Here is a 13289-nt window from a genome sequence, read left to right as displayed (position 1 = left end):
CCCGAGCCCCTTATGCGGTCTGCAGGACGCCGCGGAACTGCTCTTCCTCGAGCGCGCGGCCGGTGCCCAGTGCAACGCAGGTCAGCGGGTCCTCGGCGACCGTTACCGGAAGCCCGGTCTCGTCCCGCAATACTTCGTCGAGCCCCTGCAGCAGCGCGCCGCCGCCGGTCAGGACGATGCCCTGGTCGCAGATGTCGGCGGCAAGCTCGGGCGCGGTATTTTCGAGCGCGATGCGGACGCCTTCGACGATCGTCCCGACCGGCTCGCTCAAGGCCTCGGCGATCTGACCCTGGTTAATCGAGATTTCCTTGGGCACGCCGTTGACGAGGTCGCGGCCCTTGATGTGGACCGTCTTGCCGATGCCGTCGACCGGCGGCTTGGCGATGCCGACTTCCTTCTTGATCCGCTCGGCGGTCGCTTCGCCGATCAGCAGATTGTGGTTGCGCCGGACATAGGACGAGATCGCTTCGTCCATCTTGTCGCCGCCGACCCGGACCGAGGTGGTGTAGGCGAGCCCGCGCAAGGACAGTACCGCGACCTCGGTCGTGCCGCCGCCGATGTCGACGACCATCGACCCGATCGGCTCGGTCACCGGCATGTCGGCGCCGATCGCCGCGGCCATCGGCTCCTCGATCAGGTAGACTTGGCTCGCCCCGGCGTTTGACGCCGCGTCGCGAATCGCGCGGCGCTCGACCGAGGTCGATCCCGACGGCACGCAGATCACGATTTCGGGGAAGCGCCAGGCGCGCATCTTGCCGCCGTGGACCTTGTGAATGAAGTGCTTGATCATCTGCTCGGCGACATCGATGTCGGCGATGACCCCGTCGCGTAAGGGGCGGATCGCCTCGATCTGGTCGGGGGTCTTGCCCATCATCAGCTTGGCGTCGTTACCGACCGCCTTCACCCGCTTGACCCCGTTGATGGTCTCGATCGCGACCACCGACGGTTCGTTGAGAACGATGCCGCGCCCGCGCACATAGACCAGAGTGTTGGCCGTGCCGAGGTCGATCGCCATGTCGTGCGACATCCATTTGAACCAGCGCGTCCAGAACATTCAGGTCTCTTTCGATAGTCTTGGCGAAGGGCGGCGCGCCATTTACCGTGGTTTAAACCGATCTCTCTGAAAGCAACGATAATTCTTGGGCAAAACAGTGCTTCGCGAGGGCCTATCGCTTGGGCTAGGACGGGCTCCAATGTCAATAAGAAGGCTGCCTTCCGCGCTCATCGATCGCATCGCCGCGGGCGAGGTCGTCGAACGTCCGGCGAGTGCGTTGAAAGAGCTCGTCGAGAACGCTCTCGACGCCGGGGCGACGACGGTCGCGGTGCGCCTGAGCGCGGGCGGGCTCGACCTCGTCGAGGTGACCGACGACGGCTCAGGCATGAATGAGACCGAAATGGAGCTTGCACTCGAACGACACGCGACCTCCAAACTACCCGACGACCATATCGAGGACGTGTTAAGCTTCGGTTTCCGCGGCGAAGCGCTCCCGTCGATCGCCAGCGTCGCTCGGCTGACGCTCGAAAGCCGCGAGCGTGGCAACGCGGAAGGCTGGCGCATTGTCGTCGATCACGGGGCGCGGACAGGGCAGGGGCCGGCCGCGCTTCCTCCCGGCACCAGGGTCCGGGTCGAGGGCCTGTTCGACAAGGTCCCCGCGCGGCGCAAGTTCCTGCGTTCGCCGCGCGCCGAATATTCCGCCTGCCTCGACGCGGTTAAGCGGCTCGCGCTGGCCCGTCCCGACGTCGCGTTCAGCGTCGATCATGACGGGCGGCGATCGATCAACGTGCAGCGGTCGAGCGGACCCGCGCGGGTCGCGGCGCTGCTCGACCCGAGCCTCGAGCGTCATGGCCTCGGGATCGACTTTGCGCGCGACCAGCTTCGTCTGACTGGGGTGATCAGCCTGCCGACCTTCAACCGTGGGATGGCCGACCAGCAGTTCCTGTTCGTCAACCGGCGCCCGGTGAAGGACCGGCTGCTGGTCGGGGCCCTGCGCGCTGCCTACCGCGACCTCCTCGCTCGTGACCGCCACCCGGTCGCCGCGCTGTTTGTCGAAGTCCCCGGCGGCGAAGTCGACATCAATGTCCACCCGGCCAAGACCGAGGTCCGCTTTCGCGATCCGTCGGCGGTGCGCGGGCTCATCATTGGCGGGCTGCGGCATGCGCTTGACGAGGCGGGGCACCGCAGCGCGGCGCATGAGCAGGCCGCGGCGCCGGTGCAATGGACGACGAGCGCCGATCAGGAGCTTGCCCGTCACTCCGGCGAAGGCGGGAACCAGGCTCGGGCCTATTCGCCAGCGACCGGCGCGACGAGCTGGGCCCCCGCTTTCACTGGGGTGACGGAGGACCGTCTCGACTTCGCCAATCTCCCGCTCGCCCGTGCCGAACCCGCGCTCGCCCCGGTTCCCGCCCACCCGCTCGGCGTCGCGCGCGGCCAGGTCGCGCAGACCTATATTGTCGCCGAGGCCGAGGACGGTTTGGTCATCGTCGACCAGCACGCCGCCCACGAACGCCTCGTCCTCGAACGGATGCGGGCGGCGCGCGAAGGCGACGGGGTCGCCCGCCAGGACCTCCTCATCGCCGAAACAGTCGAACTCGACGAAACCGACTGCGACCGGCTCGAGGAGGCCGCGCCCGACCTTGCCGAACTCGGCCTCGAGATCGAGCGCTTCGGTCCCTCGGCGATGCTCGTTCGCGCCGTCCCCGCCGCGCTCGGCAAACCCGACGTCGCCAGCCTCCTCGCCGACCTCGCCGCCGAAATCGCCGAGTTCGGCGGCACGCTTTCGCTGCGCGATCGGCTCGACCATGTCGCCGCGACCATCGCCTGCCACGGCTCGGTCCGCGCCGGCCGCACCCTGTCGGTCGCCGAGATGAACGCCCTGCTGCGCGAGATGGAAGTCACGCCTCGATCGGGCCAATGCAACCACGGCCGCCCGACCTGGGTGAAACTCGCCCATGGCGACATCGAACGGCTGTTCGGGCGGCGCTAACAGTTCGAAATCCTGTTATCCTATCATTCTCTCAACAGAGTTAGGACAGGTTCGGGGGTCGGCGGAGCAGTCTGAACGAGGGGCGCATGGAACAACTTATCTATATTTCGACCGCGCGCGCTGATCCAGCTCCACAGCCGCGCTGCCTGAACATATGATCAGACTTCAAGTCGCGTCGAGGTCCCGTCGCGCCGTTTCTACCGCGGAGCGTCGGGCGGTGGCGCGGGCATCGCGGAGCAAGGGGTAATCGGCCGCGGCTTCGCTGGCGAGCTGGCGGGAGAAGCGACCGGCACGAATTTCTGCGAGGATGTCGCGCATCTTTTGCCTGACGTCGTCATCGACAATGCGCGGGCCACCGAGCACCGCGCCGAGTTCGGCGGTGTTGCTGATCGCCTCGCGCATTCCGGCCAGTCCGCGCGCCTCGACCAGTTCGGCGAGGAGTTTCAGCTCGCCGACGCACTCGAGGAAGGCGACTTCAGGCGCGAAACCGGCTTCGACCAGCGTCTCGAAGCCCGCCTCGAGGATCGCCGGCACGGCGCCCCACACCACCGCCTGCTCGTTGAACAGGTCCGCCTCGCATTCCTCGGCGAAACTCGATTCGATCAGCCCGGCGCGACCGCAACCGATGGCGCGGCCATAGGCGAGGGCAAGTTCTCGCGCCGACCCGCTGGCATCCTGCGCGACCGCCCACAGCGCGATCATGCCGCGCCCGGCTTCGTACAATGACCGGAGCGCCGATCCCGGCCCCTTGGGCGCGACCATGACCACGTCAAGGTCGGCGCGCGGCGCGATCAGCCCGAAGCGAATCGCGAGCCCATGGCTGAAACCGAGCGCCGCGCCCTCTTGCAACACCGGCTCAATCTCGCGGTACAGCGTCGCCAGCACCTCGTCGGGTGCGAGCAGCATGACGAGGTCCGCGCCTGTCACCGCCTCGCCCGAGGGCAGCGCAGTGAGGCCGTCGCTTGCGACACGCGCGAAGCTGGCAGAGCCCACTTGCAGCCCCACCACGACATCGATCCCGCTATCGCGCAGGTTCATCGCCTGCGCGCGTCCCTGGTTGCCGTAGCCGAGGATCGCGACGCGCCTTCCGGCGAGCGGGGAGGGGTCGATGTCGGCGTCGCGAAACATCTTCATCGCGCCTCGCTAACCCTCCGCACCGAGCAGCGCCAGCGCTTCGGGACGCGCCGCCTCGTCGAGCGGTCCGGCGAAGCGCGGCCAGGACGCCGGCGGCTGGTGCGCGAACCAAGTGTACTGCCGCTTGGCATAGCGCCGTGTGGCCTGCGCGCCCGCCGCGAGGGTCGCCGCCCGGTCCGCCTCGCCGCGCAGCATCGCGGCGATCTCGGGCACCCCGATGGCGCGCATTACCGGCAGCGCAGAATCAAGATTTTGCGAGACCAGCGCCGCGACTTCCTCGACAGCGCCGCCATCGAGCATCGCCGCGAATCGCTCGTCGCAGCGGGCGTATAACCAGTCGCGTGGGGGCAGGAGAATCAGCGGCTTGAGCAAAACATGCTCGCCGATGCCGCCGACTTTCTCGGCTTGCCACGCAGCGATCGGGTGGCCTGTTGAACGGGCTACCTCAAGCGCACGTGCGATTCGCGTCGTGTCCGCCGGCCCGAGCCGCGCCGCGCCGGCAGGATCAAGCGCCTTCAATTCGAGGCGATTTTGAGCCACCGGCGCCGCCCGAACCTCGGCCCGCACCGCCGGGTCGATTGGCGGGATCGGCGCAATGCCGTCGAGCAAGGTGCGCAGGTACAGCCCGGTTCCGCCGACCAGGATCGGCAGTCGTCCCGCCGCATGAGCCCGCCCGATCTTGTCCCGCGCCAGCCCCGCCCAATGCGCCGCGGAACAGGGATCGGCGCCGTCGATGACGCCATAGAGCCGGTGCTCCGCCCGCGCTTCCTCCTCCATCGACGGCCGCGCGGTGACGATGCGGAGGTCGCGGTACAGCTGCGCGCTGTCGGCGTTGATGATGACCCCGCCAGTGCGCTCGGCCAGCGCAATCGCCAGCGCCGACTTGCCGCTCGCCGTCGGACCGGCGATGAGCGCCAGCGGAGGAAATATGTTGACCATTGCGACGCTGATAGCAGCCGAACGGCTCGACGAAAGCTTGGCCGATGCCGCCGCCGCACGGTTCGGGGCGATGCGCGGCGCGTGGATCGAGCATGGCAGCGCGCTCGACCTCCATTTCGCGGGCGACATGCCGCCGGGCGAGGGCTGGGAAGGGGTCGACCTGTTGCCCATCACGCCAGGCCCGCGCCTGCGCTCGCTGCTTGTCGCCGACATGGATTCGACGATGATCGGGCAGGAGTGCATCGACGAGCTCGCCGACTATGCCGGAGTTAAACCGCAGGTTTCCGAAATCACCGAGCGCGCGATGCAGGGTGAGCTCGACTTCGCGGGAGCCTTGCGGGCCCGCGTCGCGCTGCTCGAAGGGCTCGACGAAGCGGTGCTCGCACGCTGCCTCGCCGAGCGCGTTCGGCCCAACCCCGGCGCGAAGACCCTCATCGCGACGATGCGCCAGCATGGCGCGACCTGCCTGCTCGTGTCGGGTGGGTTCACCGCCTTTGCCGGACCGGTCGGCGCGATGCTCGGCTTCGACGAAGTGCGCGCCAACACGCTGACGATCCGCAACGGCAGGCTCAGCGGGACGGTAGATGGCACGATTGTCGATTCGACGACCAAGCGCGCCTCGCTCGAAGAAGCCCGCGCCCGCCTTGGTCTCGCGTCGGACGCGACGATGGCACTCGGCGACGGGGCCAACGACCGCGCGATGGTCGAGGCGGCTGGGTGGGGCGTTGCCTACCATGCCAAGCCCGCGCTCGCCGCGATCGCCGACGCGAGGCTCGATCACCACGGTCTCGACGCGCTGCTGTGGGCGCAGGGTATTCCAAGCGCCGAGTGGGTGCTCGACTAGCGCCGTTCGTTATTTCGCGGCCACGACGAAACAGGCCTGCCCCCGCGCTGCCAGCGAGGAACACGCCGCGCTCGCCTCCGCTCGACTCGCGAACGGCCCGGCCTGGAGCCGGGTCATCGCGCCCACCGGGACCAGATAGGCTTGCTTGCCCGCCAGCGGCCCGGTCGCAAGCTTGCGAAACAAACCCTCGGCCCCGACGCGCTGCGAGAAGGCGCCAAGCTGCACCCGCCAGCCACCGCCGGTCACCGGAGGGGTACCCATGGTCAGTGCGGGCACGGGAATCGGCGCAGCCTTGGCGATTGCACCCTTGCCGACCTTTTTCGACGCGACCGGCGGAGCAGCAGCGACCGCCGCTCCGGCCAGTGCCAGCCGGCGCATCTCGACCGGCATGACCTCGTCCAGCTGCGCCAGCGTCGACTTCGCCGGCGCGAGGCCCTGCGCCGCCGACTTGCTGACATAACGATAGGCCGCCGGCGGATCGCGCTCGATCCCGTCGCCGTTGAACAGCGCGGTTCCATACAGCAATTGCGCCCGCGCCTCGCCCTTGTCCGCCGCCGCCTTCAGCCAGCGCAATCCCGCCGCGCGGTTGCCGGTCTGGAACAGCAACATCCCAAGCTGGGTCTGCGCATCGACATGGCCGCCGTGCGCCGCGCGGTCGTACCAGCCTTGCGCCGCCGCAAGGTCGATCGGCACCCCGCGACCCAGCCTGTACGCCTGACCGAGGTTGAACATCGCGTCGGGATTGCCCTTCGCCGCGAGTGGCCGCCATGCCGCGATCGCCCCGGCGAAATCACCTTGCGCCCAGGCATCGACTCCCACCTTGGCGCTCTGCGCGGTCGCCGGGCTCGCCACGAAGAGCGCCGCCGCCATCAACCAAACCACCCGCATCTTCGCTACCCCATTTCACTTCTCGCCAGCCTAGCCGACCCGGTCCGTCGCGCAATATGCCCGGATGCCAAAGTCCGTTTGGCGTTAACCAGACTTTAGGAGCTTTGCCCGCAGTTGGTTCTCGCACAGCGTCAGTGGACGAGGGGAAGAGAATGCGCGTTCTGGCAATGGCATCGCAGAAGGGCGGATCGGGCAAGACGACCCTGTCCGGGCATCTGGCGGTGCAAGCGCAGCTGGCGGGGGCCGGTCCGGTCTGCCTGATCGACATCGATCCGCAAGGCTCGCTCGCCGACTGGTGGAACGAGCGCGAGGCCGATATGCCGGCCTTCGCCCAGACCACCGTCGCCCGGCTCTCGGCCGATCTCGAGGTGCTTCGCCAGCAGGGCTTTCGCCTGGCGGTGATCGACACCCCACCGGCAATCACGATGGCGATCCAGTCGGTCATCGCGGTCGCAGAGCTGATTGTCATTCCGACTCGCCCGAGCCCGCACGATCTTCGTGCCGTCGGCGCCACGGTCGACCTGTGCGACCGCGCCGGCAAGCCGTTGCTGTTCGTCGTAAACGGCGCGACGCCCAAGGCCAAGATTACCTACGAAGCCGCCGTCGCGCTGTCGCAGCATGGCACGGTGGCTCCCGTCACGGTCCACCACCGGACCGATTTTGCCGCCTCGATGATCGACGGCCGCACGGTCATGGAGGTCGACCCCAAGAGCCGCTCGGCAAAAGAAGTGGTCGAGCTGTGGGAATATATCTCCGACCGCCTCGAAAAGAATTTCCGCCGCACCGTCTTCTCCGCCCCGGGCGTAGGTCCGGCGACGATCGCTTCGCCGCGCCCGGTAGGCGGGTTCGGTCGCCGCGTTGTTGGGCAGTAAGGGAGTGCGTACGGTGGCTGAACCCAAGGCATTTGCATCACTCTCGTCGGGCCTCCTCGCCCGCAAGGGTGCGGCGCGCCCCGCGATGCGTCCCCAGGGCTTCGGCCAGCTGGGTGGCACGCTCGAGGATCTTGGCTGGGACGACATGGGCTTCGAACCGCCCAAGCCGGTGCTCGCGGCGGTCCGCGACGACGACCATGATGCGTTCGGCGACTCGGTCTCCGAAGGCGTGATCCGTCATCCGCTGTCGGGGCTGACTCCGTTGGCACCGTCGCCTGTCCGCACTCAGCAGGCCGAGCTCGCCGACCGCTTCGCCGGTTACGATCTCGAGCCGGGCGAAGAGGACGAGACCGATCCGACCGCCGAGATGATGGACGATGAAGCGCCCGCGCCTCTGGTCGCGCGGATGCCGTCGCCCGCCAACGAAAGCGAGCCGGCCATCGAACCCGACGCGATCGTCGCTCATGCAGTCGAGGTACCGCGCCGCGCTGCCAAGCCGCGCGCCGCTCCCGGCACCAAGGCCAAGTCGGCCTTTACCCTGCGGCTCGACCCGGCGCGTCACCTCAAGCTTCGCCTGGCCTGCGCCATCAACGGTCGCTCGGCGCAGCTGCTGCTGATCGACGCACTCGACCAGTTGCTGGCCGCCATGCCCGAACTCGACGGCATGGCGAAACAAGCGCCGGCGATCAGAAAAGCAAGTTGAAGTCCAAAACCATAAGGGAGGACGTTCGATGAATACGACCCTACGCTTCGGCACCGCGATCAGCGCCGTTCTTCTTGCCGCCGCGCTCGCGGCCTGCGCCGGCCCCAGCGGCCGCAGCGCATCGAATTTCGGGCGCGCCGAGAATTTCGCCGGCAAGCCCGACACGCGCAACATCGGCCTCGCCACCCGTGCCCAGGCAGCGCTGCTCGCCGAGCAGCCGGCGGTCGCGATCGACTTCGCCGAGCGCGCCGTGGCCGGCAGCCCGAACGATGCGGGTTTCCGCGGCCTGCTCGGCAACGCATATTTCGCCGGTGGCCGATTCGCCTCGGCTGAAGCCGCCTATCGCGATTCACTGACCCTGCTGTCCAACCAGCCGCAGGTCGTGCTGAAGCTCGTTCTCGTGAGCGTCGCCCAGGGAAAGAACGACCAGGCGCTGTCGTTCCTCGACGCGGCGAAGAATGTGATCGACCCGTCGGACTACGGCCTTGCGCTGGCACTCGCCGGGCAACCGCAGCAGGCCGCGCAGTCGCTCCAGCAGGCCGCTCAGGCCGTCGGCGCGGACTCTCGCGTTCGCCAGAATCTCGCGCTCGCGCTCGCCCTGTCGGGTGACTGGACCGGCGCTCGTACGGTCGCCGCACAGGACGTGCCCGCCGACCAGCTCGACGCGCGCATCCAGTCGTGGATGCAGCTCGCCAAGCCCGCGCGTGCGTCCGACCAGGTCGCCTCGCTGACCGGGATCACCCCGGCCGCGGTCGACCTTGGCCAGCCGCTACGCCTCGCATTGAAGGATGCCGGAACCCGCCTCGCCGCACTCGCTCCGGTCGTTGAACCCGCGCCGGCCTTGGTGTCCGCACCGGTCGAAACCGCCGTCGCCACAACCGCAGTCCCCGCGCTCGTCGTGGGCCAAGCCGCACCGGTCGCGGTGCAGCCGGTACCCCTTTCGGTGGCCATGCGCACCCGTTCCGCCCCGGACTATGTTGCCGCGTCGCTGACCCCGAAGGCCGCCCGTGTCTCCGCCGCTCCGCGTCCCTCCTTGTCGCCGCGCGCCGCCGCGCTGACCGACGCTCGCGCGCTTTATCGCCGGGCCGCGCTGACCAGCGGTCAGGCCCGCAGCCGCGCGGTCGTCCAGCTCGGCGCGTACGCCTCGCGCGGTTCGGTTACCGCCGCATGGCGCCACGCCTCGAACCGCTTCACGACCCTGCGTGGATACACCCCGCTCGCTGCCCGCTTCGATGGCGAGCGTGGCACGGTCTATCGCCTGTCGGTCCAGGGCTTCGGCTCCGCTCGCCAGGCGTTCGATCTGTGCGGCTCGCTCAAGCGCGCCGGCGCGGCCTGCTTCGTCCGCAACGTTGCTGGCGATGCGCCCGTGCAGATCGCCTCGCGCTAGAGGCTGATCGTTTGAGGAGGAAGCGCTCGGCGCTTCCTCCGAAAGCGTGAATCAGCCTCTAAGCAAAGGTCTAACCGCGCGGGGTCGGGTAGTCGATAGAAACGACCCCGTAGCTTTTCTCGCCGGCGGGCAGGATCACCGTCCGCTCGTCGCCGATCTTGGCGCCAATCAATGCGCGGGCAATCGGCGCGGTCCAGTTGATCATCCCTGCGGTGGCGTCGGCCTCGTCCTCGCCGACCAATGTGAGCACGCGCCGCTCGTCATCCTCGTCGGCCAGCTCGACCGTCGCCCCGAACCGCACCCGATCGCGCTCGACCTGCGCCGCCGGATCGACCACGCTGGCGTGCTTCATCACCCGCGACAGGTAGCTAATCCGCCGGTCGATCTCGCGGAGCCGCTTGCGGCCATAGATGTAGTCGCCATTCTCCGACCGGTCGCCATTGCCCGCTGCCCATGAAATCGTCTCGACCAGCTTGGGCCGCTCGGTCCCGAACAATTGCGTGTATTCGGCGCGAATCCTCGCGAAGCCCGCCGGGGTGATGAGGCGGGGAGGGCGGCCACCCTCCTCATTATCGGCCATCAACCCGGCCGCGATTTGCCGAGATATTGCGACAGGTGGACCGGCCCGGCCGCCATCGGCGTCGGGTTCAGCCGGTCATAGACCACGCTGTTCTCGAGCACCCGCTGGACGTAACCGCGCGTCTCGGTGAACGGTATGTCCTCGATCCAGCGGATCACATCGACCCCTGGATTGCGCGGATCTCCGTTGGCCGCGATCCATTTGCGGACATTCCCCGATCCGGCGTTGTAGCTTGCTACTGCCAGCGGATAATTGCCGCCCCAATAATCGACCAGCCGCGCGAAATAGGCGCTGCCGAGCAGCATGTTGAACGACGGATCGCTGGTCAGCCGATAGGGGTCATAGGCCATGCCCATCTTCGCCGCCTGCTCGCGCGCGGTCCTGGGCATCAGCTGCATCATCCCGCGCGCGCCAACTGGGCTCATCGCGTCGCGGTCGAAGCTCGATTCCTGGCGCGTGATACCGTGGGTCAGCGACCAGCTCTTGCCACTGACGCCGACCGAGTAAGCGGGGAAGGCGGGCTTGTAATAGAAGGTGGCGCCCTGGATCCGGGCAGACCGCGCGGTCCACACGGCGAGGTCGGGCCGGCCGAGCGACTGTGACAGTTCGACGGTCAGCACCCGGTCGGTGTCGCTATTGACCGCCTCCGACAGCGATCGGACGAACAGCGTCTGCTCGTCCCGCCGCCCGCTTGCGCCAAGCTGGCGAAGCGCGCGGACGATCCGCTTCTGCTGGAACTGGCTGCGCTGCGTATCGGATGCCAGCATCGCCGGAAGCCCCCCCGGTGCGGGCACCGACCGCCCCAGCCGCTCGAGCGCGAGCTGGCCGTAAAAGCTCTCCGGCACCGCCGCCGCCCGTTCATAATAGGCATTGCCATCAGTGATCCGCCCGGCAGTCGTCGCCGCGCGTCCCGCCCAGTACGCGCCCTTGGTCAGCACCTGGAGCGAGCGCCCGCCGCGCGAATAGCGATCGAACAAGGCAACCGCGTCGGCCGGCCGGTTCAAGTAAACCAGCGCCACTTCTCCGCCGAGCCAGGTCAGGTTGGTATAAGCATCCCGCACCCCGAGCGGCTGCAGCGCCACGTCCGCGCCTGCCGGGAACAGGTCATCGACCTGCCGCGCAATGTCATAGGCCGTCTGATACTGTCGATCCGCTGCCGCGCTTCGCGCCAGGTTCGTCGCGAAGTCGAGATAAGCATCCAGGTTGGCCGGCCGCGCGGTGAAGCTGTGCGGCCGCGCCATCAGGAACCGCGCGCTGGCCTCGTTGCCGGTGTCGCGCAGGTAGCGAGCGCGGTCCATCAACAAGCCGGCATCGCTCGCGACCTGTGCCGCCACCGCGCCATATTGTGTTTCCGAATCGAGCGCGCGGGTCTGCAGCGCGATCCGCGCCGCGAACGCCGGCCTTCGCGCGGCGCTGCTCCACGCCAGCATCCGCGTCGCATCGCTGGTTTTCCGCGCGATCAGGAGCGCGTCGGTACGCCGGTCGAAATCGGCATACCCAAGCTGCCCGGCAAAGCGCGCCATCAGGCTCGCCTCGTCGTAGGCGCCAAGGTCAGCCGACCCGACCGCCGACCGGGCCGCGGTTAGCGCCTCGGTCGCCCGCCCGCTCGTCGCCAGCGATTCCGCGAGCCGCGCGAAGCCGTTGCCGGTCAGCGGCTGGACCGACTGGAAGAAGCCGAGCACTGTCGTCGGGGTTTCGCCGGGGCGCATCGCCTTTTCCGCCGATCTTCGCATCGCCGTCTCGCCGGGCCAGCCGGGATTGGCCATGATGAACCGCGCATAGTCGGCGAACGCATAGCCGTCGCTGCCGCGCAGCCGCCGCCAGTCACTCAAGCCATAGTCGATATCGCTGTCGACCGAGGAAGGCGAAACGCTCGGAGTCGACACCGCCGGCACCAGCCCGGCCTGCATCGCCCCGCTCGCGCCCGTGGCAAGCAGCAGCGGAACGAGGAAGGCAAGGCGACTCATACTGGACATCATGACGGCCCGGTCCTTATCAGTCCGTGAACAACGGCGAATGTCTGCCGAACTCTATGCTTCCCGGGACTCCACGAAAAGGAAAAAAATGATGTTTTCCGGGTCGATACCCGCCTTGGTGACCCCTTTTGCGGCAGGCCGTGTCGATGAAGAGGCGTTCCGAGTCTTCGTTGAGTGGCAGATCGAGCAAGGATCGACCGGCCTCGTGCCCTGCGGGACGACCGGCGAAGTCGCGACCCTCGGTCACGAAGAGCAGCATCGCCTGTTCGAGATAACCATCGAGCAGGCCAGGGGCAGGGTGCCGGTCATCGCCGGCTGCGGTAGCAACAACACCGCCACCGCGATCGAGCATATGCGCGTCGCCGCCGGCATGGGGGCGGACGCCGCGCTGATTGTGCTGCCTTATTACAACAAGCCGAGCCAAGCCGGGCTGCTGGCGCATTTCGAGGCGCTTGCCGCCGCTTCGCCGCTGCCGATGATCGTCTATAATGTTCCGTCGCGCACCGCCTCCGACATCTGGGTCGAGACACTCGCCGAGGTGGCGAAGCTGCCCTCGGTGGTCGGGATCAAGGACGCCACCGGCAACCTCGGGCGAGTGACCGCCCAGCGACTGGCCTGCGGCACCGGTTTTTGCCAGCTTTCGGGCAATGACGAAACGGCACTGGCCTTCAATGCGATGGGCGGCGTGGGGTGCATCTCGGTCAGCGCCAATGTCGCGCCCAAGCTTTGCGCCGAGTTGCACGCGGCAACGCTCGAAGGCCGCTGGGACGACGCGCTTGGCCTCCAGGACCGGCTCTATCCGCTCCACGTCGCCCTGTTCAGCGATGCGTCGCCCGGCCCCGCCAAATATGCCCTCAGCCGCGTCCGCCCCGGCTTCTCGACCGAGCTGCGCCTGCCGCTCACCGAACCGTCGGCCGAAAGTAGAAAGATCGTCGATGCGGCCCTCAAGCATGCCGGACTAATCTAGCCCGGCACTGGCGCT

General features: G+C 68.1%; 12 protein-coding genes. 6 read left to right on the top strand and 6 right to left on the bottom strand.

Features of this window, described 5'->3' with window-relative positions:
- Positions 1 to 10 precede the first annotated feature (10 nt).
- The gene (locus Q0R27_RS06930; RefSeq protein WP_293942718.1) at positions 11 to 1054 is read right to left on the bottom strand and encodes a rod shape-determining protein; all 1044 of its coding nucleotides are present in this window, start codon (positions 1052 to 1054) and stop codon (positions 11 to 13) included.
- Between the two features lie 139 nt (positions 1055 to 1193).
- On the opposite strand from Q0R27_RS06930, the gene mutL reads away from it, so the two are divergent.
- A complete protein-coding gene (mutL, locus tag Q0R27_RS06925) occupies positions 1194 to 2984 on the top strand; it encodes a DNA mismatch repair endonuclease MutL (protein WP_293942716.1) in 1791 nt (596 codons plus the stop codon).
- 165 nt (positions 2985 to 3149) lie between these two features.
- Here the strand turns inward: mutL and ilvC are convergent, their stop codons facing one another.
- Positions 3150 to 4118 carry a ketol-acid reductoisomerase gene (gene ilvC, locus Q0R27_RS06920; RefSeq protein WP_293942714.1) on the bottom strand — a complete coding sequence of 323 codons (969 nt, stop codon included), beginning with the start codon at positions 4116 to 4118 and terminating at the stop codon, positions 3150 to 3152.
- Positions 4119 to 4127: 9 nt separating this feature from the next.
- Positions 4128 to 5057, bottom strand: coding sequence for a tRNA (adenosine(37)-N6)-dimethylallyltransferase MiaA (miaA, locus tag Q0R27_RS06915; RefSeq protein WP_293942711.1), 930 nt, complete (start codon positions 5055 to 5057; stop codon positions 4128 to 4130).
- On the opposite strand from miaA, the gene serB reads away from it, so the two are divergent.
- Positions 5047 to 5901, top strand: a complete 855-nt coding sequence (gene serB / locus Q0R27_RS06910) for a phosphoserine phosphatase SerB (RefSeq protein WP_366079995.1) — start codon at positions 5047 to 5049, stop codon at positions 5899 to 5901. The two genes, miaA and serB, sit on opposite strands and share 11 nt — an antisense overlap.
- Positions 5902 to 5910: 9 nt before the next feature.
- On the opposite strand, the gene Q0R27_RS06905 is transcribed toward serB, so the two are convergent.
- Positions 5911 to 6789, bottom strand: a complete 879-nt coding sequence (locus tag Q0R27_RS06905; RefSeq protein ID WP_293942708.1) for an SPOR domain-containing protein — start codon at positions 6787 to 6789, stop codon at positions 5911 to 5913.
- 152 nt (positions 6790 to 6941) lie between these two features.
- On the opposite strand from Q0R27_RS06905, the gene Q0R27_RS06900 reads away from it, so the two are divergent.
- The 3 genes from Q0R27_RS06900 to Q0R27_RS06890 are packed head-to-tail and all read left to right on the top strand — an operon-like array spanning position 6942 to position 9751.
- On the top strand, positions 6942 to 7661 hold the full coding sequence (locus Q0R27_RS06900) for a ParA family protein (protein ID WP_293942705.1): 720 nt from the start codon (positions 6942 to 6944) through the stop codon (positions 7659 to 7661).
- A 13-nt stretch (positions 7662 to 7674) separates the two neighbouring features.
- Entirely contained in the window at positions 7675 to 8364 is a 690-nt protein-coding gene (locus Q0R27_RS06895) for a hypothetical protein (RefSeq protein ID WP_293942702.1), read from the top strand.
- Between the two features lie 28 nt (positions 8365 to 8392).
- Positions 8393 to 9751: a tetratricopeptide repeat protein gene (locus tag Q0R27_RS06890; RefSeq protein ID WP_293942699.1), complete on the top strand. Its 1359-nt coding sequence runs from the start codon at positions 8393 to 8395 to the stop codon at positions 9749 to 9751.
- A gap of 70 nt (positions 9752 to 9821) precedes the next feature.
- Here the strand turns inward: Q0R27_RS06890 and greB are convergent, their stop codons facing one another.
- Together greB and Q0R27_RS06880 are read right to left on the bottom strand one after the other, a co-directional pair.
- Positions 9822 to 10331, bottom strand: coding sequence for a transcription elongation factor GreB (gene greB / locus Q0R27_RS06885; protein ID WP_293942697.1), 510 nt, complete (start codon positions 10329 to 10331; stop codon positions 9822 to 9824).
- Positions 10331 to 12310 (bottom strand): lytic transglycosylase domain-containing protein, encoded by a 1980-nt coding sequence (locus tag Q0R27_RS06880; RefSeq protein ID WP_293942694.1) that lies wholly within the window; start codon positions 12308 to 12310, stop codon positions 10331 to 10333. The genes greB and Q0R27_RS06880 overlap by 1 nt, the downstream gene beginning before the upstream one ends.
- 88 nt (positions 12311 to 12398) lie before the next feature.
- Here Q0R27_RS06880 and dapA point away from each other — a divergent pair, with 88 nt between their 5' ends.
- Positions 12399 to 13274, top strand: a complete 876-nt coding sequence (gene dapA, locus Q0R27_RS06875; protein WP_293942691.1) for a 4-hydroxy-tetrahydrodipicolinate synthase — start codon at positions 12399 to 12401, stop codon at positions 13272 to 13274.
- The last annotated feature ends 15 nt before the right edge of the window (positions 13275 to 13289 follow it).

The sequence above is a fragment of the Sphingomonas sp. genome, assembly GCF_025362505.1.
Taxonomy (GTDB): Bacteria; Pseudomonadota; Alphaproteobacteria; order Sphingomonadales; family Sphingomonadaceae; genus Sphingomicrobium.
This window is presented reverse-complemented; position numbering and strand designations above follow the sequence as displayed.

Excerpts from the sequence above, each read along its gene's own strand:
- greB (WP_293942697.1), bottom strand. The coding sequence starts at position 10,331 with ATGGCCGATAATGAGGAGGGTGGCCGCCCTCCCCGCCTCATCACCCCG.
- mutL (WP_293942716.1), top strand. The coding sequence starts at position 1,194 with ATGTCAATAAGAAGGCTGCCTTCCGCGCTCATCGATCGCATCGCCGCG.
- Q0R27_RS06890 (WP_293942699.1), top strand. The coding sequence starts at position 8,393 with ATGAATACGACCCTACGCTTCGGCACCGCGATCAGCGCCGTTCTTCTT.
- Q0R27_RS06930 (WP_293942718.1), bottom strand. The coding sequence starts at position 1,054 with ATGTTCTGGACGCGCTGGTTCAAATGGATGTCGCACGACATGGCGATC.
- Q0R27_RS06880 (WP_293942694.1), bottom strand. The coding sequence starts at position 12,310 with ATGATGTCCAGTATGAGTCGCCTTGCCTTCCTCGTTCCGCTGCTGCTT.
- Q0R27_RS06900 (WP_293942705.1), top strand. The coding sequence starts at position 6,942 with ATGCGCGTTCTGGCAATGGCATCGCAGAAGGGCGGATCGGGCAAGACG.
- ilvC (WP_293942714.1), bottom strand. The coding sequence starts at position 4,118 with ATGAAGATGTTTCGCGACGCCGACATCGACCCCTCCCCGCTCGCCGGA.
- miaA (WP_293942711.1), bottom strand. The coding sequence starts at position 5,057 with ATGGTCAACATATTTCCTCCGCTGGCGCTCATCGCCGGTCCGACGGCG.
- serB (WP_366079995.1), top strand. The coding sequence starts at position 5,047 with ATGTTGACCATTGCGACGCTGATAGCAGCCGAACGGCTCGACGAAAGC.
- dapA (WP_293942691.1), top strand. The coding sequence starts at position 12,399 with ATGTTTTCCGGGTCGATACCCGCCTTGGTGACCCCTTTTGCGGCAGGC.
- Q0R27_RS06905 (WP_293942708.1), bottom strand. The coding sequence starts at position 6,789 with ATGCGGGTGGTTTGGTTGATGGCGGCGGCGCTCTTCGTGGCGAGCCCG.